Genomic DNA, 25,033 nt, shown 5'->3' with positions numbered 1-25,033 from the left:
CACTGTAGTCACGGTCGGCGGATCGTCCAGGTGAGCACGTGTCTGCTCCCCGGCTGGAGGACGACGAGGTCGTGCCCGCTCCGGAAGGCGTTGGCGGGGCTGGAGCAGGGCTCGACCGCGAGCGATCCGCGGCCCTCGGGCGTGTAGGCCTGCAACCAGAGCACCCCGGGTCCGCACCGCACCTCCGTCCCGCCGACGCGGACCACGACCTCGCCGGTCTCGTCACGGCGCAGGTCGGTGTAGGCGTAGTCGAGAACCGTGCTCCCCAGCGGGCGGGTCGACCCGAAGTCGTACGGGCTGCCGGCCACCTCCTTCCGCCGCAGCGGCAGGTGGCGTACAGGGGTGGTCTCGAGATAGCTCTCGGCGGGGATCCACAGCGGCGTCTCGTCGCCCTCGTCCAGCACGAGGTACGGATGGAAGCCGCACCCGTACGGCGCCGCCGCGTCACCGGCGTTGGTCGCGGTCAACGCGACGTTGAGACCGCCCGACGACAGCACGTAGTCGAGGTCGAGGCGCACAGTGAAGGGGAATCCCGCAGAGCGTGGCACCTCGACGGTGAGCCGCACGCTCTCTGGCGTCGCGGCGGCGACCGTCCACGCGATGTCGTGCACCAGCCCGTGCAGCGCGGTCGCAGCCTCGGGCTCGTTGATCGGGACCTCGTACGTGACGCCCTCAAACGTGTAGACCCCGTCCTCGAGGCGGTTCGGCCAGGGCGCCAGCACGGCGCCGCTGTACGCCGGGTGGCTGCCGTCCCCGTCCTGAGGCACCACGACGTCTCGGCCGTGCTGGCGCAGCGCCACCAGTCCACCCCCGTGCGTGGCCACCGTCGCCGACCACGCGCCGCACTCGAGCTCGATCACGGGGTGAGCACGACCTTGCCGATGTTGCCGGAGTCGTCGAGGACCCGGTGGGCGTCCTGGACGCGCTCCAGCGGGAGGACGTCGTGGATCACGGGACGGACGCTCTGGTCGACGAAGAGCGGCCACACGTTGTCGACCAGGCTCTGGACGATCTCGCCCTTCTGGGAGACCGGGCGTGCACGCAGCCCGTACGCACCGACCGTGGCGCGCTTGGCCAGGAGCGCACCGAGGTTGAGCTCGCCCTTGACCCCGCCCTGGAGTCCGATGACGACGAGCCGGCCGTCGCGGGCCAGCGCGGAGACGTTGCGGGGGAGATAGGCGGCACCCATGTTGTCGAGGATGACGTCGGCGCCGTGGCCCTCGGTGGCGGCACGGATGCCCTCCACGAAGTCGGCCTCCCGGTAGTTGATCGCGAGGTCGGCGCCGAGCTCGCGGCAGGCGGCGAGCTTGTCCTCAGAGCCGGCCGTGACGGCGATCCACGCCCCGAAGGCCTTGGCGAGCTGGATCGCCATCGTGCCGATCCCGGAGGCGCCACCGTGGACGAGCAGACGCTCGCCGGGCTGCAGGTCGGCCGTCATGAAGACGTTGGACCAGACGGTCGCCGCGACCTCCATGATCCCGCCGGCCTGGACCGGGTCCATGCCCTCGGGCAGGGGCGCGACCTGCTCCTGCGGGACGGCGACCTTCTCGGCGTACCCGCCTGCGGCGAGCAGGGCGACCACAGGATCACCGGTCCGCCAGCGGGTGACCCCGTCGCCGACGGAGTGCACGATGCCGGAGACCTCGAGCCCGAGCACGTCGCTGGCTCCCGGGGGCGGCGCGTAGTTCCCCTGCCGCTGGAGGACGTCGGCGCGGTTGACACCAGCCGCGACCACCTCCACCACGACCTCGCCAGGCCCCGCGACGGGATCCTCACGGTCGACCACGACCAACGCCTCGGGCCCTCCGGGCTCCTTCACGACCACGGCACGCATGACGTCACCGTACCGGTGGCTACTCCTCCCAGCGGGTCGCCAGGGCGGTCACCTGGTCCAGCGCGCGGTCGAGGTCCTCGGGGGTGCCCCCCGACGTGGCCGCGGCGTATCCGACCAGGAAGGCCGTCACCGGAGCGGCGCGACGCTCCACGCCGTGGGCCACGTCGCGGGCGGTCTCGAGGATGGCGTCCAGGTCGTAGTCCGGCTCGATCCCGAGCTCGACACAGACGGCGTCGGTCCAGTCCTGCAGGCTCATGGGTCCGACGTTATGTCCTCAGGGCGGTCGATGTCTCGCGCCTCCCGCCCCGACGACGCGATCTGACTCACCCGGAGCGGCTCGACGAGGGTCCGCATCGACACGTCGACCCAGTCCGGGCGGCGGGCGGACGCGCCCTCCAGGGCGTCACGGTGCCAGGCGCTGCACAGCTGCTGGGTGCGTCCGTCGTCGTCGACGAGCATCGCTCCCGCAAAGTCCCGGTCGGCAGCGATCGCGCCGAGGAGACGGTCGACGGTGCCGGCAGCGACGTAGGGAAGGTCGCCCGCGAGGAGCACGACGTACGGCGCCGCGCACCGACGGAGCCCGGCGGCGACGGCGTTCGCCGGCCCCGAGCCGGGAGGCTCCTCGCGCACCCACTCGACGTCGACCGCAGTGACCCGACGGGGACCGACGACGACCCGCCGCTCGGCCTCCGACACCGCGAGCAGCGCACGGTCGAGCAGAGGGACGCCCTCGACGAGGACGCCGAGCTTGTCGGAGCCGAAGCGCCTGGACGCGCCGCCCGCCAGCACGATCGCGTCGTACGGCACGTCGTGTGGCGACCGCTCGGGCGAGCTCCTCGCGTCGGTCACGCACCTCACCCTGCCGGAGCCTGGGGGTCGGCTGCAAAGATGGACGTATGCAGGTCGCCCTCGTCCAGCTGAGCGCGACGACCGACGCCGCGACGAACCGCACGTTGGTCGACGACGTCCTCGGCACGCTCGGTCCGCACGACGGACTCGACCTCGTCGTCCTCCCCGAGGCGACGATGCACGACTTCGGTGACGGGTCCCTCGACCTGAGCGCGGTCGCGGAGCCGGTGGACGGGCCGTTCGCGGAGCTCCTGGCAGCGCACGCGCGCCGGCTGGGCGCGTACGTGGTCGGCGGAGGGTTCGAGGCGCGTCCAGCATCGGCGGGCGGCCCGGGTCTGCCGTACAACGTGCTCCTGGCCTTCGCCCCCGACGGCAGCCTCGCTGCCTCGTACCGCAAGATCCACCTCTACGACTCGTTCGGGTACGCCGAGTCCGAGCGCCTCGCCGCGGGCGAGATCGCGCCGGCCGTCCTCGAGGTCGCGGGTCGACGGGTCGGGTTGATGACCTGCTACGACCTCCGGTTCCCCGAGATGGCGCGGATGCTGGTCGACGCCGGCGCCGACGTGCTCTGCGTCCCCGCCGCCTGGGTGCGAGGTCCTCTCAAGGAGGACCACTGGACCACCCTGCTGCGCGCGCGGGCGATCGAGAACACCATCGACGTCGTGGCCGCCGACCAGTGCGGGAAGTACGTCGGCCTCAGCATGGTCGTCGACCCGCTCGGCGTCGTCGTCGCGTCCGCGGGCGAGGAGCCCACAGTCGTACGCGCGTCCCTCTCGACCGAGCGCCTCGAGGGCGCCCGCGCGACCAACCCGTCGCTCGCCAACCGCCGCATCGCCGCGCCGGTCTCGCCGACGGCCACCGACGGCCACCAGGGAGCGACGCCGTGAGCACCGCAGGAGGACGCCGCGCCGCACCGCGCCGCAGCGCCGACACCATCAGCTACATCCCGCCCGTGCGAGAGCCGCGCTTCAGCATGAAGGCCTTGCGCGCGGCGGGGGTCAGCGGACTCTTCCTCGCCTGGCTCGCGGGCTTCGCCGTCGCTCTCACCTCGGTGGCGGCCGTCGGGTTTCCCGACGGTTATGCCCGCTACGGGGCTGCGCTCCTCGCCGTCGTCTTCACGGCCGGGGTCGCCCGCCGCAGCGGGGGCCGCAGCGCTCTCTGGGCCACGCTCGTCGCTATCCTCAGCGCGATCGCCCTCCTCACCGAGTGGTCGTGGGCGATGGCGGCCGCCTCCGTCCTGACCGCGACCTTCGGCGCCGTGCTCGCCGTCCTGATGACCCGTCCGGCCGAGTCGGTGTCGGCGGTCGTCCGGGAGTACACGATCGCGCTGGTGGTCGCGACGAGCGCCGCGGTCGCCGTCGCCGCCTGGAACGCCCCGCTGGTCTACCAGCGCTACTACCTCCTGGTCCTCGGTGCCGCGCTCGCCGCCACGTTCGGCATCGTCTGGAGCCTCGGGGCCGGGCTCCACGGTCTGGGGCGCCGAGGCGTCGCGCTCATCGTCGGTGGCGCCGGACTGGTCGCGGTGCTGCTCGTCTACGGGACGATCGTCCGCTCGTACGGCTCTCCCGGGGTCGTCGAGGCGATCGACGACGCGGTGGTCTGGCTGCGCGAGACGATCGGCGGCGTGCCCCGGCCGACCGAGGTGCTGATCGGGTTCCCTGCCCTCGTCTGGGGGGTCAGCACCCGGTCCAACCGGCGCCAGGGCTGGTGGATGTGCGCGTTCGGCGTCGTCGGCACGGCCGTGATGGCGACGGCGCTCGGGTCCCCGAACGCCGACACGACCTACGTCGCGCTCTCCACGCTGTACTCCGCGATCCTCGGCCTCGGCCTCGGCCTCGCGATCCGCGCACTCGATCCCGGGTCGACGTCCCGCTCGGGCCGCCGGGCCGCACGCCGCGACGGCGACACCTTCGTCCGTCCCGAGCCACCTCGCTTCGCGGCGCTCAAGTAGGGATCCGCCGGTCGAGCCCGCCGCGCGCGGGTGCGACAATCGACTCGGCGTCGTGCGCGCACGGCGTCGAGGAGGGGTGCCGGAGTGGCCGATCGGAACCGCCTTGAAAGCGGTCGCTGGCAGCGATGTCAGCCGCGGGTTCGAATCCCGCCCCCTCTGCTCCATGAATGAGACGACGAGATCTTCCACGTACCGCCTCACGCTGTTCCTGGCGCTGAGGCTCTTCGGCATCCGCATGATGGTCGCCGCGGTCGGCGCCGTCGTCGCGGCCGTGCTCCTCACGATCGGCGGTGACGCCGCGATCTGGGGAGTCGTCGCCTCCGTCCTCGTCGGGCTGCTGGTCGTCGCGTCGCTGGCGGCGCTGCGGTGGCCGCCGCGCCTGCTCACGCTGACCCCCACGGGTTATCAGGTCCACCGTGTCCGCGGAGTCGGCGTGCGTCAGGCGCTGTGGAGCCAGGTCGAGCGTGTTGACGACAAGCCGTCGGCCGAGGGCACCCCGACGTTGGTCATCGGCCTCGAGCACGCGCGTACGACCGAGCTGCCGCTGATGCTGTTCGGTGCCCGCGCGCTGGAGGTCCAGCGTGAGATCAGGGCGCGGCTGGACAGCTCGCACGGATACCGCCCGCTGCCGCCCGCCGAGTGAGGCCCGCCCCCGACTGGTTCGGCCGACGCGTGACCTAGTAGCCTTGAGCGGCACCCTCGGAGGTGTCGCATAGTGGCCTAGTGCGCCCGCCTGCTAAGCGGGTTGAGGATAAAACCTCTCGCGGGTTCAAATCCCGCCACCTCCGCCGTCCGAAGCCGTGACCGGTCCCCGACCGGTCACGGCTTCGTCGTTGCCGGGCGCACCGACCGGGGCACCGACGACCGTCCCACCGCGCAGCGTGAGAACCCGGTCGGCGCGCTCGACGAGCAGCGGGTCGTGGGTCGCGACGACCGCCGCGATCCCTCGCCGGTGCACCAGCTCGACGATCAGGTCCATGACGGAGGCAGCGGTACGGCTGTCGAGCTGGCCGGTGGGTTCGTCCGCGATGAGCAGAGCCGGCTCGGCGACCAGCGCCCGGGCGACCGCGACCCGCTGCTGCTGGCCTCCCGACAGCTCGTCCGGCCGCTGTCGGCCGTGGTCGGCCAGTCCGACGGCAGCCAGCGTCTCCTCGACGCGTCGTCCTCGCTCCGCCGCGTCGACCCTACGGATCCGCAGCGGGACCTCCACGTTCTCCACGGCGGTCAGGACGGGGAGCAGGCCGAAGGACTGGAAGACGAACCCCACCGCGTCCCTGCGCAGGCGAAGCAGCTCGTCCTCCGTCGCGGTCGCTGTGTCGGTGCCGACGAGCTCGACGCGCCCGGAGGTGGGACGGTCCAGGCCACCCAGCAGGTTGAGCAGGGTCGTCTTGCCGGAGCCCGAGGGACCGCGGACGACGACGAGCTCGCCGGGGCGCGCCTCGAGCGTCACGCCCTTGCAGGCGTGCACCTCGCCGGCAGGGGTCCAGAAGACCCGGCCGGCCGCGTCCGCGCGGACCGCGGGCTGCGCACTCATCGGGCACCCCCGTCGCCGTTCGTACGCGGTCCGCGGTCGTCGGCGCCCTCGGTGCCGTGACGCTCGCCCGGCCAGACACCCACGTGGTCGCTCTCGAGCGCGAGGCGGACCCGGTGCCGCAGGTCGAGCGCACGGGTGAACTCGTCGGGCAGCTGCAGACGCCCGACACGGTCGAGAACGGCGTACTCCTCAGCGATCACGGTGTCCTCCCCGCTCTCGTCGACGGATGCGCGTCGAAGGACCTCTGTCGACGTACGTCCGTCGCGGATCTGCACCGTCCGGCTCACGTGCTCGGTCACCGTCGCGTCGTGGGTGACGATCAGGACCGTCGTCCCTCGCTCCCGGCTCACGTCGTTCATTGCCCCGAGGACCTCCGCGCTCGCCGCGTCGTCGAGCTCGCCGGTCGGCTCGTCGGCCAGCAGGACCCGAGGGGCGTTCGCCATCGCGACCGCGATGGCGACCCGCTGCTGCTGGCCGCCCGAGAGAGCGGGGGGCCGGCGGTCGCGGCAGTCGGCGACGCCGAGGAGCTCGAGCAGCTCGTCGGCGAGCACCGCCCGCCGTCGTGAGGACTGACGCCCCACGGCTCCCACGAGCGAGACATTCTCGCCCGCGGTGAGGTACGGGAGGAGGTTGCGTGCGGTCTGCTGCCACACGAACCCGACACTGTTCCGTCGGAACCGGACGCGTTCGCTCCGCCCCATCGACAGCAGGTCGTGGTCCGCGACCACGGCGCGGCCCGCGGTGGGGACGTCGAGTCCGGAGAGGATCCCCAGCAGCGTGGACTTCCCGGAACCCGACGCACCGACCACGGCCACGACCGACCCGGCGTCGACGTGCAGGCTCAACCCTTGCAACGCCTGCACCTCGACGCCACGCGTGCTGAAGACGCGGACGAGGTCGGAGCACACGATCGCCCCGTCTGCCTCGGCTGTCTCGGCTGTGGTCACCTCGATCACTCTCCCATCATCCTGAGCGAGCTGGTCAGCTCCCTGCGCGCGGATCCTTCGGCGGCGAGGAGCGCCCCGGCGACGGTGACGAGCAGAGCGCCCACCGCGACGAGGGCCAACCAGAGCACCGGGAACGTCGTCGGCGGCCGCGCGTCGCCGCCGGTGAAAGGGTGCAGGTCGATGGCGCCCAGGAGGAGCAGCGGCAGCACGACGCCCACTACCGCACCGACCGCTCCTGCGACGACGACGAGCAGACCGACCTCCCACAGGGGAAGCACCCGGGCGCGTCGCGCGGCGAGGCCGAGCGCGCGCACCACCGCGAGGTCACGCGTGCGGGAGGCGGCACCGGCCACCAGGGCCATGACGACCGTCACGCCCACGAGCAGGGCTGCCATCGCGGCAGCTACCCCGGCGACCACGTCGACACCAGCGACGACCGGGTTCTCCGCGAGGACCGTCTCCTCCCTGGCGGGCGTCGTGACCGTGGCGTCGGGGAACAGCCTCGCGGCCCGACGCGCGAGCGCGGGCGGTGGCGCGCCGGTCGTCGAGGAGAGAACGGAGAGGACCGGATCGTACTCGGGGCGCTCGTCGCCCAGGGCATCACGGTCGGCGAGGACCCAGAGCTGGTCGGGGACACCGGCCAGGCGCGCGGGCCCGACGGCCACGACGCGGGACGGGACACGGTCGACGGTGACGTCTCGCTCTCCCTCGAGGCTGTCGGCGAGCGCCTGGGACACGACGACCGGCACGCGACCGTCGATCGGAGCCGCCAGTCGATCGACACCCGGGACGGCCCCGGGCACGTCGCGCTGGACGTCCTCGAGCGCGAGGGCGTCGGTGAGAACGCGCGTCGCGTAGGCAGTCGTGCTGCCCGACCGCACGCTCACATCCGACCCGCCCGTCAAGGTCACCGAGGCCCGCACGTCGGCGAGACGCGAGAGCTCTGCCACCCTCTCGGGGTCGAGCGAGGATCCGGAGACCCGGAGGTCTGCACCGGTAGCCTCGGCTGCGGTCGCCGAGCGTCCAGCGTCGAGGGTGGCGACGGCGCACCCGGCGAAGGTCGCCGCACCGAGCGCGGCGACGAGGCAGACAACTGCAGCCGGCGAGACCCGGTCGTCTCGGGTGCGCGCGGCACCGAGGAGCCCGACCAGTCCCGTACGCCGCCGCTGCACCGCGGCGACCCGCCGCGCGAGCATCGGGAGCAGGCGCCGCGCCAGCACCGCGCCGGCCAGGCAGACGAGGACTGGCGCGGCGATCAGGAGGGGGTCGACACCACCCGTCTGCGTCCCGAGTCCTCGCTGCGAGACGGCGACCAGGGAGGCCACGGCGAGGAGGATCACGACCAGCTCGACTGCTACCCGCGGCACTCGAGGACCGCGCTCGCCGGCCGGGGTCGCGGCCAGCGCAGCGGTGACTGCGGGGAGCAGACTGCAGAGGACAGCCGGCCACCAGGGGACGGCACCATGTACCGCAGCAGCGACGGCTGCGCCGAGCGCCGCCGCCGGCAGGCCGACGATCAGCCCAACGACGGCGCCTGCGGCGGCCAGCTGGGTCGCGGAGGCGCCGCGGGCCCGGGCGAGGGCGAGCAGTGTGCCGCTGCGTGAGCGGACCAGACCTGTCGAGAGCACCAGCACGCACAGCGCCGCAGCAACAGGGGCTGACGCGAGGAGTGCGGTCAACGAGGTCAACGACACCGCAGTGTCGTCGGCCTCACGGAGCACACCGGTGGTGTTCGTCGAGAACGCGGCCATTCCGGCCGGGACCCGCACGAACCCCTCGCCCGGAACCTCGACCTCGCTCTCCGGGACGAGCTCGACCGCCGTCCGGGTGAAGGCGGAGAGCTCGTCGACCAGCGCCGCGCCCTCGGCGGCGGTGAGGCGCTCTGGGGTCGCGGGGTACCAGAGCTTCAGTCGCGTCGGACTGCGCTCCGCAGAGGCGGGCCCGGTGCCGTCGAGGCTCTCCGCCGAGACCCACCCGGTGGCCGTCACCGTCCAACGGTCGCCAGTGGTGGTGACCACCGGGGCGATCCCACCGGAGGTCTGGCGCCAGAACGGACCCTGTGGCGCGACCGCTTCGTAGGTGCCGCTGAGCCGGTAGCGCCGGTCCGGAAGGCCACCGCCGGTCAGCACCCGTACGTCGCCGACCGTCCAGCGCGCCTCCTCGGCGGCCGCACGCGTGAGGACGAGGTCGGCCGTGGCCCGTTCACCGGCCGGCGGTCGAGGCAAGGTTCCCTCGACGATCGTCACGTGCCTCGGCAGATCGGGCGAGAGAGACAAGTTGACGTAGCAGTCCGGCAGCAGCGGACCGCCTGGCTTCGCTGCCACCGCCTGCCGCGTCGCCGCCGTCAGGGTGAATGCCGCGGGCTCGGTGACCGACCGCAGGAGCGGCGGCAGCTCGCCTCGGATCTTTTCCAAGCGATCGCGCAGAACACGCCAGTCGTCGGCGACCAGCTCCGGCGGTGGCGTGAACTGCTTCTGGTCGTCGCCAACGCTCAGGCCGTCCTCGCCGACAGCGAACCCTACAAGGTCGCGCGAGGCCGGCGGCACCTCCACGAGCGCGTGGCGCTGGGCGTCGGTCAGGAGGTTCGCGAGCGCCACCGGCGCCGCGGACGCGAAGAACGCGAGCACCACGACCACGGTCGCGGTCAGGGCGAGCACTCCGCGGAGAGCGACCACGTAGCGGAGGAGGAGCCGCGCGACACCCGATCGTCTGTTCACACGTCCTCCTTGCGCAGGAGGTCGTCGGCGTCACCGCGCGCCACGACCACGCCCGCGAGGGTGATGACGATCGCCGCGGCGGCGAGCAGCACGAGCGACGCTGCCAGGACGGGCCCGTCAAGCGCGACGACACGCCCGAGGTCCGGCGCCGTCTCCGGGACGAGGGCGCGGGAGAGGACGGGCACCAGGACGGCCACCAGGAGCACCGCGCCGGCCACGCCCGCGACCAGGCCCGCTGCCATCGCCACCGCGCTCTCACCGAGCCGTGCGCGGCCCCGCACGGCTCGGGTCGCCCCGAGCGCACCGAGGACGGCCGACTCGGCGCGACTCCCACGCACACTGCCGAGCACGACCGCCGCGAGCCCGATCGCCCCCAGGAGCGCGACCCCCACAGCAGCCCAGCGCCATGCCGTCTGCGCCGCTCCGGGCGACAGCTCGCCCTGGCCGGAGCGAGCCCGCACCACGGTCACCGGGCGGTCGGCCACCGACGGCACGGCCCGGGCGGTCGCCAGCGGATCGCCGCTCGACAGGAGCAGGGTGTTGACGGTGAGGAGGGCCTCGGGCTTCGACAACGACGTCTGGACCGCCGTCCTGCTGGCCACCATCCCCTCCCCGGTGGGAAGACCGGACAAGGACCGCGCGATCCGGCGTACGACCGCTGGGAACGTCGCGGCCACGTCCGGGACGAGCACCTCCAGGCGGTCACCGACCACGACGTCGAGATCCGACGCGAGCCCGCCGGTGATCGCGATCGGGACGGCGCCGGCCACGACGCCGTCACCATCCTCACCACCGTCGACCGCCAACAGCGTGGTCTTGAGATCGGCCACCCCCACTGGCGTCTCGACGGCGCCGCGGACGCGGTCGACGGCGGGCAGCCCGGCGTACGGACCAAGGTCGACCTGAGGACTCTGCCGGCCATCGACGACCCGCTCGGCTCCGACGGAGACCCGGACGTCGTCACCGGTCTGCATCTCACGAGTCCGATCCACGACGGCACCTGCCGACGCGGAGGCGACCGCGGACGCGGCCGCCGTACCGACGACCAGAGCCACGAGCGTCAAGGTCGCGGCAGTCGCGCGCGACCGACCTCCGGCCCTACGGAGCGCGAGCACGAGCGCCAGACCGTTGCTCGCGCGGGCAGCGACCCGTGCGGCGGCTCCGAGGAGCGGCCGGGTCAGCAGGACGGTGACGACGGCTGCGGCAACCAGCACCAGTGCCGGCGCGAGAACCGTCAGCCCGTCGACACGAACGGCGCCCGACGACGACTCGAGCACGACGTCCCCGAGCCAGGCGGCGCGCGCCGTCAGGAGGATGCCGGCACCGGCGAGGAGGATCGCGACGACCAGAGCCACCGGGGCGGTGCCCGAGCGCCCGACGACTGCCGGAGGCCAGGCGCGTGCGATGGCGAGTGCCGTCGGGACGACGACCGCGACCGCCACGACGTACGGCGATGGTGGGCCGAGCGCCGCCGAGCACGCCACGAGCCCGAGCGCCGAGCCCAACGCCCCGATGATCGCGACGTCACCGCCGTGCCACGCGATCACCTGGCCCGGGGACGCGCCCCTGGCCATGACCAGCATGGCCTCCGTGCTCCGAGCCGCGCGCACCGCGCCGGCGACGTGCCACATCACGAGGGTCCCGACGACGCCGACGAGCACCAGCGCGACCCGTCTCACCGCGTTGACGGAGGACTCGGCGCGCGCGATCTCGCGGACCCGGTCGGCGAGGCTGCCGTCGAGGGCCGCCCCAGCATCGTCGGCCTCCTCCACGAAGGCACGCAGTGCTGACGTCAACCGGTCGAGGTCGCTGCCCCCGACCGACGACGGGACCGTGAGCGTCCACGTGGACGTACGGTAGTCAGGGAGCCGCACCAGCGTCGCCGCCGAGAGGACGACCGGCCCGACCGCCCCGGCGTCGGAGCCGGAGGCGACTCCCGGATCGCCGAACCACCGCGGATCCGTCGGGTCGTCGGCCGCCCAGGTCCCCACGACGAGGACGCTCACGGGCCCGAGGTCCAGCGTGTCACCGGGCGAGACGCGCAGTCGCTCGGCGGCGGCCGTCGTCAGCGTCGCCTCGCTGTCCGACACCGCCCAGCGCCCGGAGGTCAACGACGCGAGGCCGGCCAGCTCGCGACGTTCTTCGACCAGGAACGACCGTGGGCCGACGACGATGTCGTCGGCGCGGGTGCTCGCTGTGACGACGAGCCCGGACGCCTCCGCGCGGCGGGCGAGGCGCTCGGCGGCACGGACCTCCTCGTCCATCCGCGTCGTGGCGGTGACCCGCAGGGCAGCGCTCCGAGGAGGGAGGTCTGCGAGGGCACGCGCGACGTCGTGGTCGAGCTGGTCTGCCGTGCTGGTCGCCAGTCCTGCCACGAGGGCGGCGAACACGGCGCTGGTCACGGCGAAGGCAACGAGAATCCCGGCATGGGCGCGAGAACGGCGCCACGTCAGGCCAGGATTCACCACGACTTCCCTCCGGTCGGGCGACAGCGTAGGGCACGGCGGGGTCTTCGATGTCGGCCTCGGCGATCACATCCCGGCCATCCGCAGGTCGTGCTCGATCTGCCGCGTCGCCTCCAGGAGCTCCGGCAGGAGCCTCTCCACGTCGTCCTCGGCGTCGCGCTGACCGGCGCTCACCGAGACGTTCGCCGCCGCGATGGTGCGTCCGCGGGGGTCGCGCACGGGCGCCGCCATGGAGCGGAGCCCGAGCTCGAGCTCCTGGTCGACCAGTGCCCAGCCCTGCTCGCGAACGACGTCGAGCTCGGCGCGCAGCTGTGCCGCCGAGGAAACGGTGCGCGGCGTGAGCCGTTCGAACGTCATCTCGGCGAGCACCCCGTCAAGCTCGCTGGGCTCGAGACCGGCGAGGAGCACCCGCCCCATCGAGGTCGCGTACGCCGGGAAACGGGTGCCGACGCTGATGGCGACGGCCATGATCCGGCGGGTAGGGACGCGGCCGACGTAGACGATGTCAGCCCCGTCCAGGACCGACACCGACGACGACTCGTGGACGCGGTCGGTGAACGCCTTGAGGTGAGGCGTGGCGATGTCGGGCAGCGTGCTGCTGGAGAGGTAGGCGTAGCCGAGATCGAGGACGCGCGGACGCAGCCAGAACTCGCGTCCGTCGGTGGCGGTGTATCCGAGCGAGACCAGCGTGTGCAGGAACCTGCGGGCCGTCGCGCGGGTCAGGCCGGTCTGTCGGGCCACCTCGGCGAGGGTCATGCGCGGGTGGTCGGCGTCGAAGGCCCGGATGACCGCGAGCCCTCGTTGCAAGGACTGGACCGACTCCACCGGTCGGCCGTCGTCAGTCGTCACGGTTGGCACCCTATTCCGTCGTCGAGACCCCCACACGCGCTGCGGCGGTCGGCGACCTCTTCCGTTGACCTGTGATGAGCGTCATAGTAGGTTCGTATGCTGGACAAGCGTTCGCTTAGCGAACGCGCCGGACAGCGACTGACCTTAGCACCGAGAGGACGAGGCTTTGCTGGACACATCGGTCTGGAGCGGACGGATCTCCCTCGGGGGAGACTGGGTGGAGGCATCGGGGGGCGCGACCTACACGTTGGTCGAGCCCGCGACGGGCGAGAGTCTCGGTCAGGTCGGCAAGGCGAGCCCCGACGACGTACGCCGGGCTGCACAGCACGCCACCGAGGCGCAGCGCAGCTGGGCGGCGACCCCTCACTCCGAGCGGGCCGCCGTGCTCCGCAGGGCGGGCGACCTGTGGCACGCCCACGCCGAGGAGGTGATGGGCTGGAACGTCCGCGAGGTCGGCGCCGTCCCCGGCATGGCCGGGTTCTCCCTCGACGTGGCAGCAGCGGAGTGCTTCGAGGCGGCCGCGCTCCCGTCGTACGCCGCCGGCAAGGTACTCGCCACCGACCAGCCGCGTCTCTCGATCTCCCAGCGGGTCCCGGCGGGCGTCGTCGGCGTGATCTCCCCGTTCAACGTCCCCCTCATCCTCAGCATCCGGGCCGTCGCCCCGGCGCTCGCGCTCGGCAACGCCGTCATCCTCAAGCCCGACCCGCGCTCGGCGGTGACCGGCGGTGTGACGATCGTGCGGATCTTCGAGGAGGCTGGCCTCCCCGCCGGTGTCCTCCAGCTGCTGCCCGGCGGCGCCGAGGTGGGCGAGGCGCTCACCACCGACCCCGACGTCCGGGTCATCGCGTTCACCGGGTCGACACCCGCCGGCCGCAAGGTGGGCGAGGCCGCGGGGCGTCACCTCAAGCGCGCCCACCTCGAGCTCGGTGGCAACTCCGCCTTCCTGGTCCTCGAAGACGCCGACGTCGACCAGGCGGTGAACCTCGCCGCCTGGGGAGCCTTCTTCCACCAGGGCCAGATCTGCATGACGGTCGGGCGGCACCTCGTCCACGACAGCCTGTACGACACGTACGTCGAGAAGCTCGCCGCGAAGGCCGACCAGCTGCCCGTCGGCAACCCGGCCACCGACGACGTGGCGCTCGGGCCGATCATCGACGAGGCGCAGCGCGACAAGATCCACGCCCTCGTCACAGGGAGCCAGCAGGCGGGAGCACGCCTGGTCGCCGGCGGGACGTACGACGGGCTGTTCTACCGCCCCACCGTGCTCGCCGACTCGCCGGTCGACGCGCCTGCGTACGCCGAGGAGGTCTTCGGGCCCGTCGCGTCGGTGGTCAGGTTCTCCGACCTCGACGAAGCGGTGAAGCTGGCCACGGCCGGCGACTACGGGCTCTCGCTCGGGATCGTCACCCGCGACGCCATGCGCGGTCTGGAGCTCGCGGCCCGCATCCCGTCGGGCATCGTCCACGTCAACGACCAGACGGTGAACGACGAGGCCAACGCACCGTTCGGCGGACTGGGGGTCTCCGGCACCGGCTCGAGGCACGGCGGCGCCGAGGCCAACATCGACGCGTTTACCGAGACCCGCTGGATCACGCTCCGCAGCGAACCCCCGACGTTCCCCTTCTGACCTTCAGCCCCACCCCCGAGAGGAATCACATGCGCCCCACGACCAAGGCCGCCGCGGTCTTAGCGTCGCTCGTCCTGCTGACCGCCTGCGGAGGCGACGACGACGCCGGTGCCGACGGCCCGGACGAGGTCACGGTCGGGGTCATCCCGATCGTCGACACCGCGCCGATCTGGCTCGGCAAGGAGAAGGGCTTCTTCGAGGACGAGGGCATCGACCTCGAGATCGAGACCACGACCGGCGGCGCCGCGGCCGTGCCCGGGGTCGTCAGCGGTGACTTCGACTTCGCCTTCGGCAACGTGGTGTCGCTGATGGTGGGAGCCGACCAGGGACTCCCGCTGACCTTCGTCACCAACGGCACGTCGTCGGCCGGCGTGGAGCCCGACTTCGGCGCGGTGCTGGTGCCCGGCGACTCGCCGGTCAAGACGCCGAAGGACCTCGCGGGCAAGACCGTCTCGGTCAACAACCTCAAGAACATCGGCGACACCACCATCCGTGCCGCGATCGAGACCGACGGCGGCGACCCCGAGGACGTCAAGTTCGTCGAAGTGCCCTTCCCCGAAGCCCCTGCAGCGCTCGCCAACGATCAGGTCGACGCGATCTGGGTGCTCGAGCCGTTCATGTCCGCCGCGCTGGCCGACGGGGCGCGGGCGGTCACCTACAACTACCTCGACATGTCGCCCGAGCTCGACATCGCCGGCTACTTCACCACCACCGAGTACGCCGGAAAGAACAAGGATCTGGTCGAGCGCTTCAGCCGCGCCATGAACAAGTCGCTGGACTACGCCGGCGACAACGACCAGGAGGTGCGCGACATCGTCGGCACCTACACCGAGATCGACGAGCCGACTCGCGCCAAGATGGTCCTGCCTGTCTTCCGCTCGGAGTTCGACGAGGCGTCGATGGAGAAGCTCGGCACCGCCGCCGTGAAGTACGGGACTCTCAAGAACGAGCCTGACCTGGACGCCCTGCTTCCATGACGTCGGTCACCGCGTCCCCGTCCGCCGACACGTCCGCGCCCCCGCGTCGCGCCGGCGGACGGGGCGCCCCACTCTCCTCGGCAGCGCTCGGGCTGCTCGGCATTGTCGGGTTCCTCGTGACCTGGGAGCTCGTGGTGCGCTCCGGGCTGGTCGAGGAGCGCTTCCTCCCGACCGCGTCGACCGTCCTCGGCGAGCTGCGCAGCCTCGCGGGCACCAGCGACTTCTGGGCGTCGGTCCGAGAGACCGTGACGACCTGGGCGATCGGTCTGGCCATCTCGGCGGCCGCCGGCGTGGCGCTCGGCCTGGTCATCGGCCAGAGCCGGTTCCTACGCCGCGCCACGAACTCGACGATCGAGTTCCTGCGTCCCATCCCGTCGGTGGCGCTGATCCCGCTCGCCTCTCTTCTGTACGGCACCTCGATGCAGTCCACCCTGCTGCTGGTCCTCTACGCGTCCTTCTGGCAGGTGCTCATCCAGGTCCTCTACGGCGTCGGCGACGTGGATCCCGTGGCCTCGGACACCGCACGCAGCTACGGCCTCGGATGGGCCGCGCGCGTCCGCTACCTCGTCTGGCCGTCGGCTCTGCCGTACGTGATGACGGGCCTGCGTCTCGGTGCGGCCGTCGCCCTCATCCTCACGATCACCGGTGAGCTCATCATCGGAGGGGGTGGGCTCGGCACCGCGATCGCGCTCGCGAACTCCGGCGGCGCCACGGCCCAGATGTACGCCCTCATCCTCATGACCGGGTTCATCGGTGTCGCCATCAACCTCGTCGCACGCCTCGTCGAGCGGCGCGCCCTTCGCTGGCACGTCTCGGTCCGACGGGAGGAGGTCGCATGAGGATCCTCACCCGCGTCGCCTACGTGCTCGGGCTCCCGGTCGTGCTCGTCCTGCTGTGGTGGGTGCTGACCATCGACTCAACCAACTTCTTCGTCCCCGAGCCGGGCGAGCTGGCCGCCACGTTCGTCGACACCTGGATCGGCCCTCGGTTCCGCGAGGACGTCCTCCCGAGCGTGGCCCGCTTCACCGTCGGGACGCTGCTCGCGATCGTGCTCGGCGTCGCCGCGGGCCTGCTGATCGGCTCGGTGCGGTGGTTGCGGTCGCTGCTCGAGCCGATGCTCGAGTTCTTCCGCGCCCTCCCGCCGCCGGTCCTCGTTCCGGTCCTGATGCTGCTCATCGGCGTCGACAACCGTATGAAGGTGCTGGTCATCGTCTTCGGCGCGATCTGGCCCGTCCTGCTCAACACTGTCGAAGGCGTACGCGCCGTCGACCCGGTCCTCGTCGACACCGCCCGGACGTACGGGCTCACCCGGCTCACGCGCCTGCGGACGCTCGTGCTCCCCAGCGCTGCGCCGCAGATCGCGGCCGGGGTGCGGCAGGCGCTCTCTATCGGCCTGATCCTCATGGTGATCTCCGAGATGTTCGCCTCGTCGTCAGGGCTCGGCTTCACGATCGTGGTGTTCCAGCGGTCGTTCGCGGTCGTCGAGATGTGGAGCGGCATCGTTCTGCTCGGCCTGATCGGGGTGGCGGTCTCGATCGTCTTCCAGGCGTGCGAGCGCCGGGTCCTCCATTGGTACTACGGCCAGAAAGAGGTGCAGCATGGAAGGTGACAGCGTCACGGTCCAGAACGCGTCGCGCGACGGTGTCGACGCCCCCGTCGTGCTGTCGGTCCAGGGTCTCCAGAAGATCTACACGGCCGACTCCGGCGACGTGGAGGCGGTGCGCGACCTGACCTTCGAGCTGCGACAGGGCGAGCTGGTCTGCCTGGTCGGACCGTCCGGATGCGGCAAGACGACGCTCCTGCGCTGCATCGCGGGGCTGCTGGAGCCGACCGCGGGCACGGTGCTCCTCGACGGCGCGGTCGTCACCGCCCCTCCGAAGAAGATGGCGGTCGTGTTCCAGGAGTACGGGCGCAGCCTGTTCGCCTGGATGACGGTCCGCCAGAACGTCGAGCTGCCGCTGAAGAACGCGGGCATGCCCAAGGCCGAGCGGCGGAAGGTCGTCTCGACGGCCCTGCACGCGGTCGGCCTGGAGCACGCCGAGACGTCCTACCCGTGGCAGCTCTCGGGCGGGATGCAGCAGCGGGTGGCGATCGCGCGGGCGGTCGCGTACGAGCCTGAGGTCCTGCTGATGGACGAGCCGTTCGCCGCGGTCGACGCCCAGACACGCGCGGACCTGGAGGACCTGATCCGTCGCGTCTGGAAGGACCTCGGCATCACCGTCCTCTTCGTCACCCACGACATCGACGAGTCGGTCTATCTCGGTGAGCGGGTGCTGATCCTCTCCAACTCGCCGACCGTGGTGCAGGAGGACCTGACCATCGACCTCCCGGCCGAGCGTGACCAGCTCGCCACCCGGTCTATGCCGAGGTTCACCGAGCTCCGCACGCACGTCTATGCCGAGATCCAGAAGGCGAAACGGGGCTCGGGAGCGGACGCATGACGGCGGACGTCCGCACCGCCACGTTCGACGTCCTGCGGCGTCATGCCATGACGACCATCTTCTCCAACCCGGGGTCGACGGAGGTCCCGTTCCTCGTCGACCTGCCCGACGACCTCCGGTTCGTGCTCGCACTCCACGAGGGGTCGGTCGTCGGGATCGCGTCGGGGTGGGCGATCGCCACGCGCGAACCGGCCCTCGTGCTGCTGCACACCACGGCCGGGCTGGGCAACAGTGTCGGGGCGATCGCCACCGCGAGGGTGAACCACGCGCCGCTCGTGGTCGTCGTCGGACAGCAGGACCGGCGCCACCTGGCACTCGAACCGTTCCTGGCCGGGAGGCTGGACAGCCTCGCCGGCGACTACCCGCTCGACATGCTGAATCCGGTGCGTCCGCAGGACGTCCCGTCGGCGATCGACCGTGCGGCACACCGTGCACGCCGTGACCAGGGACCGGTCGTGGTGGTTGTGCCGATGGACGACTGGAGCACCCCGTACGACCCTCAGGACCTGTCCGCTGCGCGGGTGGTCCGTACGCCCGCGCCGGAGGGCGTCGACGTCGGTGACCTGGCGCGGCTGGTCGGCCGTGCCGAGCGACCGGCGGTGGTCGCCGGGTCCGGCAACGACAGCCGGACCGGCTGGGACGCGTTGACGGCGCTCGCGGAGCGGCTCGAGGCACCGGTCTGGCAGGAGCCGTTCGGGGCACGGGCCGGGTTCCCGCAGGACCACCGTCTCTTCGCCGGTCACCTTCCCGCCGACCGGCCCCGGGTCCGCGCGGCCCTCGGCAACGCCGACGTGGTGCTGATCGTGGGCTGCGCTGCGCTCCGCCAGTACCCGTGGGCGGAGGGCCCGCTCGTCCCTCCGGGCGCCACGGTCGTGGTCGTGACAGCCGATCCCGAAGAGGCATACCGGTCACCGGTCGAGCTCGCCGTGGTTGCCGACCCCACCGTGGTCGTCCGCGCGCTCCTCGAGGCACTCGGCCCTCGTCCTGCCGAGCTCTCCGAGCGGTCGTGTCGTCCTGACCCGCCGAAGCCCGAGCGGCCGACGGGCCTGGTCGAGAGCGGACGGCTCCGGTCCGCGGACGTCTTCGAGGTCCTCGCCGACGTTCTCCCGCGCGACACGGTCCTCCTCGAGGAGTCACCGTCGTCGCGTCCGTTGCTGCAGGCGATGGTCCCCGCTCGGGAGCCGCTCGGGTTCGTGTCGGCGGCGATGGGTGGGCTCGGGTTCGCCATGCCGGCCGCCATCGGCGTCAAGATGGCGGTTCCGCAGCGGCCGGTCGTGGCGGTGGTGGGTGACGGGTCAGCGATGTACGCGGTGCAGTCGCTGTGGACGGCTTCGCACCTCGACGTCGGCGTGCTGTGGATCGTGATGGCCAACGGCGGCTACGCGGTGATGGACCGGCTCGCCGAGCGCGCTTCCGGCAAGCCGCCGTGGCCGTCGTTCCTCGAGGTGTCGGTCGGTCGGATCGCCGAGGCGCTGGGCTGCGACGTCGTCCATGTCGACGACATCGAGACGCTCACGCACATCCTGACCGATGCCGCCTCGCGCCTCACCGAGCCCGGACGGCCCCTTCTCGTGGAGGTCGCCGTCGCCCCCGACACGAGCTTCGCGCCCTAGCCGCGCGACACCGACCGAGCGTGCCCGCTTCGCGCCCGTCCCCCGGGGAGGCGAGCGGGCACGCTCGCCCCGTGCGTTCCCAGAGGTCCCGGTGTCAGTCCTCCAGCCGGCGGATCGTCACCGGCAGCCTGTCGCGGAGACCGTCGACGGAGATCCCGTAGGTCGCCCGCACGGTGACGCCGTCGGGTCCCACGTCGACGATGCCGTACTCGGTGTAGACGCGGCTGACGCACGCGAGGCCGGTGACCGGATAGGTCAAGGACTCGACGAGCTTGCTCGACCCGTCCTTGGCGAAGAGCGTCATCATCACGAACACCCGCTTGGCTCCGACGGCCAGGTCCATCGCGCCGCCCACCGCGGGGATCGCGTCCTCCACGCCGGTGTGCCAGTTGGCGAGGTCGCCGCGCTGCGACACCTGGAACGCCCCGAGGACGCACACGTCGAGGTGCCCGCCCCGCATCATCGCGAACGAGTCGGCGTGGTGGAAGTAGGAGGCGCCGGGAAGCTCTGTCACCGGCACCTTGCCCGCGTTGACGAGGTCGGGATCGACGTCCTCGTCCTGCGCCACCGGGCCCATCCCGAGCATCCCGTTCTCCGTGTGGAGGACGATGCCGGAGTCGGGCGTGAGGTGGTCGGCGACATGGGTGGGCCGACCGATGCCGAGGTTGACGTACGACCCGGGAGGGATGTCACCGGCCACCACCCGCGCCAGCTCGTCGCGCGACAGAGGTGCCCGGTCGGGGTGCTCGACGGTCACGTCGGTGCGCTCGCCGACGTCGGGCGCTCTCATGCCACGGCGCCTTCGCGTGCGGCGATCCGCTGCTCGGCGCCGACCGCGACCACCCGGTCGACGAAGATTCCCGGCGTCACCACCGCCTCGGGGTCGATCTCACCGGCCTCGACCACCTCGTCCACCTCGGCCACGGTCGTGGTCGCGGCGGTCGCCATCACCGGGCCGAAGTTGCGGGCCGTCCTGTGGAACACGAGGTTGCCCGCCGTGTCGGCCCGCCGTGCGGAGATGAGGGCGACGTCGCCGCCCAACGGGTACTCGAGGACGTAGTCGCGTCCGCCGATCGAGCGCGTCTCCTTGCCCTCGGCCAGCACCGTGCCGTACGCCGTGGGCGTGAAGAACGCGCCGATCCCGGCGCCCGCGGCGCGCATCCGCTCGGCGAGGTTGCCCTGCGGGACGACCTCGAGCTCGATCCTGCCGGTGCGGTAGAGAGCGTCGAAGACGTGCGAGTCGGGCTGGCGCGGGTAGGAGCAGATCATCTTGCGGACCCGCCCGGTGGCGAGCAGCGCCGCAAGTCCCGTCTCGCCGTTGCCGGCGTTGTTGCTCACCACCGTGAGGTCACCCGCGGCCTGGCGGACCAGGGCGTCGATCAGCGAGAACGGCATCCCCGCCGTGCCGAAGCCTCCGATCAGGACCGTCGCGCCGTCCTGGACGTCGGCGACCGCGGCGTCCGCGTCCAGCACCTCCATCAGGAGGCTGCCTGCTCGTTCTCGAGGACGACGGCGAGGCCCTGCCCGACGCCGATGCAGATCGCGGCCACGCCCCAGCGGCGTCCGTTCTCGCGCAGGACGGCGGCGAGCGTGCCGAGGATCCGGCCGCCGGAGGCGCCGAGCGGGTGGCCCAGCGCGACGGCGCCGCCCCACTGGTTGACGAGGTCGGGATCGAGCCCCCACGCGTCGACGCAGGCGAGGCTCTGGACCGCGAAGGCCTCGTTGAGCTCGACGGCGCCGACCTGGTCCCACCCGATGCCGGCGCGGGCGAGAGCGCGGTTGGCCGCCTCCACAGGGGCGTACCCGAAGGCCTGCGGCTCCAGCGCCATCGCCCCGCGGCCCGCGATCCGGGCGAGCGGCTCACGGCCGGTCAGCTCCGCACCACGCTCGGAGCCGAGGAGGACCGCCGAGGCGCCGTCGCTGAGGGGTGAGGCGTTGCCGGCCGTGATCGTGCCGTCGGGGCGGAAGGACGGCTTGAGCCGCGCCAGCGCCTCGACCGACGAGTCGGGACGTACGCCCTCGTCGCGGGCCAGGTCGGCACCGTCGACGCCGACCACCAGGTCGTCGTAGCGGCCCGCCTCCCACGCGGCGTGCGCGCGCTGGTGCGAGGCTGCGGCGAAGGCGTCCTGACGCTCGCGGGAGATGCCGAACCGCTCCTGCAGCTGCTCGTTGGACTCGCCGAGCGAGACGGTCCACTCCTGGGGCATGCGCGGGTTCACCAGCCGCCAGCCGAGGGTGGTCGAGACCATCTCGGCACTGCCGGCAGGGAATCCGCGGGTCGGCTTGGGCACCACCCAGGGCGCTCTGCTCATCGACTCCACGCCGCCGGTGAGGATCACGTCGGCGTCGCCGCACTCGATCGCGCGCGATGCCGAGATGGCGGCGTCCAGGCTGGAGCCGCACAGCCGGTTGACCGTGACACCTGGGACGCTGACCGGCAGGCCGGCGAGCAGGGCCGCCATCCGGCCGACGTTGCGGTTGTCCTCGCCGGCGCCGTTGGCGTTGCCCCACACGACGTCCTCGATGCGCTCGGGGTCGAGGGCGGGCGACCGCTTCAGCGTCGCCGCCACGACCGTGGCCGCGAGGTCGTCGGGGCGTACGCCGGACAACCCGCCGCCGTAGCGGCCGAACGGCGTCCGGACGGCATCCAGCACGTACGCAGGCATCGCACTCCTCAGCAGGACAGGCGTTGTTGTTCGCTTTGCGAACGGAGGTACGTCAGGTGAACAGTTTATCACGCCTCGTCGTCATCGATCTCCGCGAAGACCTGCTGCATCACGCCGAGCGCGGCGTTCGTGACCGGGACACCGGAATAGACACCGGTGTGCAGCAGCACCTCGGCGATCTCCTCGCGCGACAACCCGTTGCGCAGGCCCGCACGCACGTGCATCGCCAGCTCCTCGCGATGCCCCAGCGTCGCCAGCAGTGCGAGCGTGATCATCGAGCGGCTGCGGCGGTCGATGACGTCGCGACCCCACACCTCGCCCCACGCGTAGCGGGTGATGAGCTCTTGGAAGGGACGCGTGAGCGCGTCGGTCTTCGCGGTCGCGCGGTCGACGTGCGCGTCGCCCAGCACCGCCCGCCGTACCTCCATGCCGCGGGTCGCCACCTCGTCCCCGATGTGTGCAGGTGATCCAGGAAATGACCCGGTGATTCGGTGGCCAAGTGCACGAATCGCGGACGAGACCTCCGCTGGCGCCTCCGCGGGGGCCAGGTGGGCCACGCCCTCAAGAACGATCAGCTCGCCGTCGCGCACCCCGTCGGCGATCTCCCTGAGCTTGTCGGGGGGCGTCGCGACGTCGTGCTCGCCCGCGAGCGCGACCACCGGAGAATCGATCTGGTCGAGCCGGTCGCGCACGTCGAACGCCGCGAGCGCCTCGCAGACCTGCGCGTAGCCCTCGGCGTCGGTCGCCTGCAGCACGTGCAGCAGCGCGGAGCCGACACCTGGCTCGCGCTCGAGGAAGCCGGGCGCGAACCACCGGTCCGCCGACGTGGTCACCATCACCGGCGTCCCGGAGGCGCGTACGGTCGCAGCGCGGTCGTGCCACATCTGGGCGTCACCGATCTGCGCACCCGTGCAGATCAGCACCGCGCCGGTCACCGCCTCCGGCGCGTCGAGCAGGAGCTGCAGCCCGACCGCACCGCCCACGGAGTCGCCGGCGTAGAGGAACCGCACCGCCTCGTCACCCCGGGCCTCGGCCGCACCGGCGGCGAATCCGAGCACTCCCTCGGCCAGCTCGGCGATCGTGAACGGCGACCGCACCGGCCCGTCGACGTGACCGGGGAGGTTCCACCCGACCACGTGGAAGTCGCTCCCGAGCTCCTTGGCCGCCGCCGACCACAACGCCGAGGCGGAGGTGCCGAGCGACGGGCCGACGACGAGGAGGGGGAGCGCGCCGTGACCGGCCAGCTCCTCTCCGGTGATCCGAGGAACCGTCATGCGGAGGCCTCCAGGAACGTACGGGTGCGGTCGAGGGTGGCGTCGACGAACAGCTCGGTGGCACCGAGGTAGGAGGATGCACGCGTCCCCACCGGTTCTGTCCCGGTGGCATCCGGGCCTGATCCCGCGCCGGCGCCGGTCGACCGCCGGACGCCGTCACGCTCGGCGAAGATCCCCTCGCCGGCCGCCTCGAGGGTGGCGCGCATCCGGGCCGCATCGACCCGCAGCCCGGCAAGGAGCTCGCTGGCCTGCTCCGACGCGACCACGGCGCGGCGCGCGAGCGTACGGAGCGTCTCCCACTCGGCGTGCCAGGAACCGTCCGGTCGCTGGTCGCCGGCGAGCGCCGCCGCGGTGTGCAGCGTCGAGGCGAGCGGGGGCGCGGCGAGCGCCGCACGACGCAGCAGGACCGAGAGCACCGGATTCTGCTTGTGGGGCATCGTCGAGGAGCCGCCGCGGCCGTCCTTCGTCGGCTCGGCGAGCTCGGCGATCTCCGGGCGGGCGAGCGTCAGCACGTCGGTCGCGACGTGTCCCCACGCGTCGGTCGCCGTGACGAGGGCATCGCCGGCACGAACGACAGGGGTACGGCGGACGTGCCAAGGCGTCGTCCACACCAGCCCGAGCGTCGTCGCGGCGGAGCGCGCGAGCGACACGGCCACGGCGGCCGGGTCCGGACGCCCGCGCAGCCGGGCGAGCTCGGTGGTGGCCGCCAGCGTGCCCACCGCCCCGCCGAGCTGCGCCGGTAGGCCGCCCCGCACCCGGTCGATGTCGTGCGCGGCGTCGAGCAACCCCTCGAGCCACCCCGCCGCGACCAGCCCGAACGTCGTCGGGACGGCGTGCTGGGTCAGCGTCCGGCCGACCATCACCGTCCTCCGGTGCGCCTCGACGTGCCCGACGAGTGCGATCGCCTGCTCTCGGAGCTGCGCGGCGATGTGGTCCAGGGCATCGCGGAGCACCAGGACGACCGCCGTGTCCACGACGTCCTGGCTGGTCAGACCCTGGTGGATCCAGGTGGCGTCCGACTCCGCGGCGCCGGGGGGCGCCGCGCGCCGGCGCAGCAGCGAGACCAGACCGATGACGGGGGTGCCGCCGTCCTCGGCACCCGCCGCGAGCTCCGGCAGGTCGTCGGGGCCCACCAGCCCGACGAGGTCCAGGGCCTTCGGAGCGAGGCCGGCGTCGACGAGCGCGTCGAGCCACGCCTGCTCTATCTGCACCGTCGCCGCGAGGACGTGGGCGTCGCCGAGCAGGTCCCCGGCCCGCTCGTCACCGGGCCAGAGCAGATCCGTCATGGG

23 protein-coding genes and 2 tRNA genes are annotated in these 25,033 nt (G+C 72.4%); 11 read left to right on the top strand and 14 right to left on the bottom strand.

Annotation, left to right across the window (positions count from 1 at the left end):
* Window positions 1-8: 8 nt before the first annotated feature.
* Genes KV100_RS10390 through KV100_RS10375 form a run of 4 tightly spaced genes read right to left on the bottom strand, consistent with a single transcriptional unit; the run spans window position 9 to window position 2,683 of the window.
* A complete protein-coding gene (locus tag KV100_RS10390; RefSeq protein ID WP_220342959.1) occupies window positions 9-860 on the bottom strand; it encodes a galactose mutarotase in 852 nt (283 codons plus the stop codon).
* Window positions 857-1,834, bottom strand: a complete 978-nt coding sequence (locus KV100_RS10385; RefSeq protein ID WP_220342957.1) for an NAD(P)H-quinone oxidoreductase — start codon at window positions 1,832-1,834, stop codon at window positions 857-859. Before KV100_RS10385 ends, KV100_RS10390 begins: the two co-directional genes overlap by 4 nt.
* Window positions 1,835-1,853: 19 nt before the next feature.
* Window positions 1,854-2,090 (bottom strand): DUF6457 domain-containing protein, encoded by a 237-nt coding sequence (locus KV100_RS10380; protein WP_220342956.1) that lies wholly within the window; start codon window positions 2,088-2,090, stop codon window positions 1,854-1,856.
* The gene (locus tag KV100_RS10375; protein ID WP_220342955.1) at window positions 2,087-2,683 is read right to left on the bottom strand and encodes a molybdenum cofactor guanylyltransferase; all 597 of its coding nucleotides are present in this window, start codon (window positions 2,681-2,683) and stop codon (window positions 2,087-2,089) included. The genes KV100_RS10380 and KV100_RS10375 overlap by 4 nt, the downstream gene beginning before the upstream one ends.
* Before the next feature lie 47 nt (window positions 2,684-2,730).
* On the opposite strand from KV100_RS10375, the gene KV100_RS10370 reads away from it, so the two are divergent.
* From KV100_RS10370 to KV100_RS10350, 5 genes are all read left to right on the top strand, one after another.
* A complete protein-coding gene (locus KV100_RS10370; protein ID WP_220342953.1) occupies window positions 2,731-3,570 on the top strand; it encodes a carbon-nitrogen hydrolase family protein in 840 nt (279 codons plus the stop codon).
* The gene (locus KV100_RS10365) at window positions 3,567-4,634 is read left to right on the top strand and encodes a hypothetical protein (protein WP_220342950.1); all 1,068 of its coding nucleotides are present in this window, start codon (window positions 3,567-3,569) and stop codon (window positions 4,632-4,634) included. Before KV100_RS10370 ends, KV100_RS10365 begins: the two co-directional genes overlap by 4 nt.
* Before the next feature lie 70 nt (window positions 4,635-4,704).
* Window positions 4,705-4,793: transfer RNA gene (locus KV100_RS10360), tRNA-Ser, on the top strand.
* Between the two features lie 4 nt (window positions 4,794-4,797).
* A complete protein-coding gene (locus KV100_RS10355; protein WP_220342948.1) occupies window positions 4,798-5,277 on the top strand; it encodes a hypothetical protein in 480 nt (159 codons plus the stop codon).
* Between the two features lie 58 nt (window positions 5,278-5,335).
* Window positions 5,336-5,422: transfer RNA gene (locus KV100_RS10350), tRNA-Ser, on the top strand.
* Here KV100_RS10350 and KV100_RS10345 read toward each other — a convergent pair.
* From KV100_RS10345 to KV100_RS10325, 5 genes are all read right to left on the bottom strand, one after another.
* Window positions 5,404-6,168, bottom strand: a complete 765-nt coding sequence (locus tag KV100_RS10345) for an ABC transporter ATP-binding protein (RefSeq protein WP_220342946.1) — start codon at window positions 6,166-6,168, stop codon at window positions 5,404-5,406. The genes KV100_RS10350 and KV100_RS10345 overlap by 19 nt on opposite strands.
* The gene (locus tag KV100_RS10340) at window positions 6,165-7,115 is read right to left on the bottom strand and encodes an ABC transporter ATP-binding protein (protein ID WP_220342944.1); all 951 of its coding nucleotides are present in this window, start codon (window positions 7,113-7,115) and stop codon (window positions 6,165-6,167) included. Before KV100_RS10340 ends, KV100_RS10345 begins: the two co-directional genes overlap by 4 nt.
* 5 nt (window positions 7,116-7,120) lie before the next feature.
* Complete coding sequence (locus KV100_RS10335; RefSeq protein WP_220342942.1) at window positions 7,121-9,832, bottom strand: FtsX-like permease family protein; 2,712 nt, start codon at window positions 9,830-9,832, stop codon at window positions 7,121-7,123.
* Entirely contained in the window at window positions 9,829-12,234 is a 2,406-nt protein-coding gene (locus KV100_RS10330) for a hypothetical protein (RefSeq protein WP_220342940.1), read from the bottom strand. Before KV100_RS10330 ends, KV100_RS10335 begins: the two co-directional genes overlap by 4 nt.
* Window positions 12,235-12,363: 129 nt before the next feature.
* Window positions 12,364-13,146 carry an IclR family transcriptional regulator C-terminal domain-containing protein gene (locus KV100_RS10325; RefSeq protein ID WP_220342938.1) on the bottom strand — a complete coding sequence of 261 codons (783 nt, stop codon included), beginning with the start codon at window positions 13,144-13,146 and terminating at the stop codon, window positions 12,364-12,366.
* A gap of 166 nt (window positions 13,147-13,312) precedes the next feature.
* Between KV100_RS10325 and KV100_RS10320 the strand changes: the two genes are divergently transcribed.
* The 6 genes from KV100_RS10320 to KV100_RS10295 are packed head-to-tail and all read left to right on the top strand — an operon-like array spanning window position 13,313 to window position 19,804.
* A complete protein-coding gene (locus tag KV100_RS10320; protein WP_220342936.1) occupies window positions 13,313-14,773 on the top strand; it encodes a benzaldehyde dehydrogenase in 1,461 nt (486 codons plus the stop codon).
* 29 nt (window positions 14,774-14,802) lie between these two features.
* Window positions 14,803-15,750 (top strand): ABC transporter substrate-binding protein, encoded by a 948-nt coding sequence (locus KV100_RS10315; RefSeq protein WP_220342934.1) that lies wholly within the window; start codon window positions 14,803-14,805, stop codon window positions 15,748-15,750.
* Window positions 15,747-16,589, top strand: coding sequence for an ABC transporter permease (locus KV100_RS10310; protein ID WP_220342933.1), 843 nt, complete (start codon window positions 15,747-15,749; stop codon window positions 16,587-16,589). Before KV100_RS10315 ends, KV100_RS10310 begins: the two co-directional genes overlap by 4 nt.
* The gene (locus tag KV100_RS10305; RefSeq protein ID WP_220342932.1) at window positions 16,586-17,359 is read left to right on the top strand and encodes an ABC transporter permease; all 774 of its coding nucleotides are present in this window, start codon (window positions 16,586-16,588) and stop codon (window positions 17,357-17,359) included. The genes KV100_RS10310 and KV100_RS10305 overlap by 4 nt, the downstream gene beginning before the upstream one ends.
* Window positions 17,349-18,191, top strand: a complete 843-nt coding sequence (locus tag KV100_RS10300) for an ABC transporter ATP-binding protein (RefSeq protein ID WP_220342931.1) — start codon at window positions 17,349-17,351, stop codon at window positions 18,189-18,191. Before KV100_RS10305 ends, KV100_RS10300 begins: the two co-directional genes overlap by 11 nt.
* Window positions 18,188-19,804: a thiamine pyrophosphate-dependent enzyme gene (locus KV100_RS10295; RefSeq protein WP_220342927.1), complete on the top strand. Its 1,617-nt coding sequence runs from the start codon at window positions 18,188-18,190 to the stop codon at window positions 19,802-19,804. The genes KV100_RS10300 and KV100_RS10295 overlap by 4 nt, the downstream gene beginning before the upstream one ends.
* Window positions 19,805-19,898: 94 nt before the next feature.
* Here the strand turns inward: KV100_RS10295 and KV100_RS10290 are convergent, their stop codons facing one another.
* From KV100_RS10290 to KV100_RS10270, 5 genes are all read right to left on the bottom strand, one after another.
* Window positions 19,899-20,594 carry a 3-oxoacid CoA-transferase subunit B gene (locus KV100_RS10290; protein WP_220342925.1) on the bottom strand — a complete coding sequence of 232 codons (696 nt, stop codon included), beginning with the start codon at window positions 20,592-20,594 and terminating at the stop codon, window positions 19,899-19,901.
* A complete protein-coding gene (locus KV100_RS10285; protein WP_220342923.1) occupies window positions 20,591-21,283 on the bottom strand; it encodes a 3-oxoacid CoA-transferase subunit A in 693 nt (230 codons plus the stop codon). The genes KV100_RS10290 and KV100_RS10285 overlap by 4 nt, the downstream gene beginning before the upstream one ends.
* Window positions 21,283-22,470 carry a thiolase family protein gene (locus KV100_RS10280; RefSeq protein ID WP_220342920.1) on the bottom strand — a complete coding sequence of 396 codons (1,188 nt, stop codon included), beginning with the start codon at window positions 22,468-22,470 and terminating at the stop codon, window positions 21,283-21,285. The genes KV100_RS10285 and KV100_RS10280 overlap by 1 nt, the downstream gene beginning before the upstream one ends.
* Window positions 22,471-22,538: 68 nt before the next feature.
* Entirely contained in the window at window positions 22,539-23,744 is a 1,206-nt protein-coding gene (gene pcaC, locus KV100_RS10275) for a 4-carboxymuconolactone decarboxylase (protein WP_220342918.1), read from the bottom strand.
* Window positions 23,741-25,030, bottom strand: a complete 1,290-nt coding sequence (locus KV100_RS10270; RefSeq protein ID WP_220342915.1) for a lyase family protein — start codon at window positions 25,028-25,030, stop codon at window positions 23,741-23,743. The genes pcaC and KV100_RS10270 overlap by 4 nt, the downstream gene beginning before the upstream one ends.
* Window positions 25,031-25,033 lie beyond the last annotated feature (3 nt).

Source organism: Mumia sp. zg.B21 (genome assembly GCF_019550855.1).
Lineage (GTDB): Bacteria > Actinomycetota > Actinomycetes > Propionibacteriales > Nocardioidaceae > Mumia.
The sequence above is the reverse complement of the archived record's forward strand: the minus strand, read 5'-3'. Positions and strand labels throughout refer to the sequence as shown.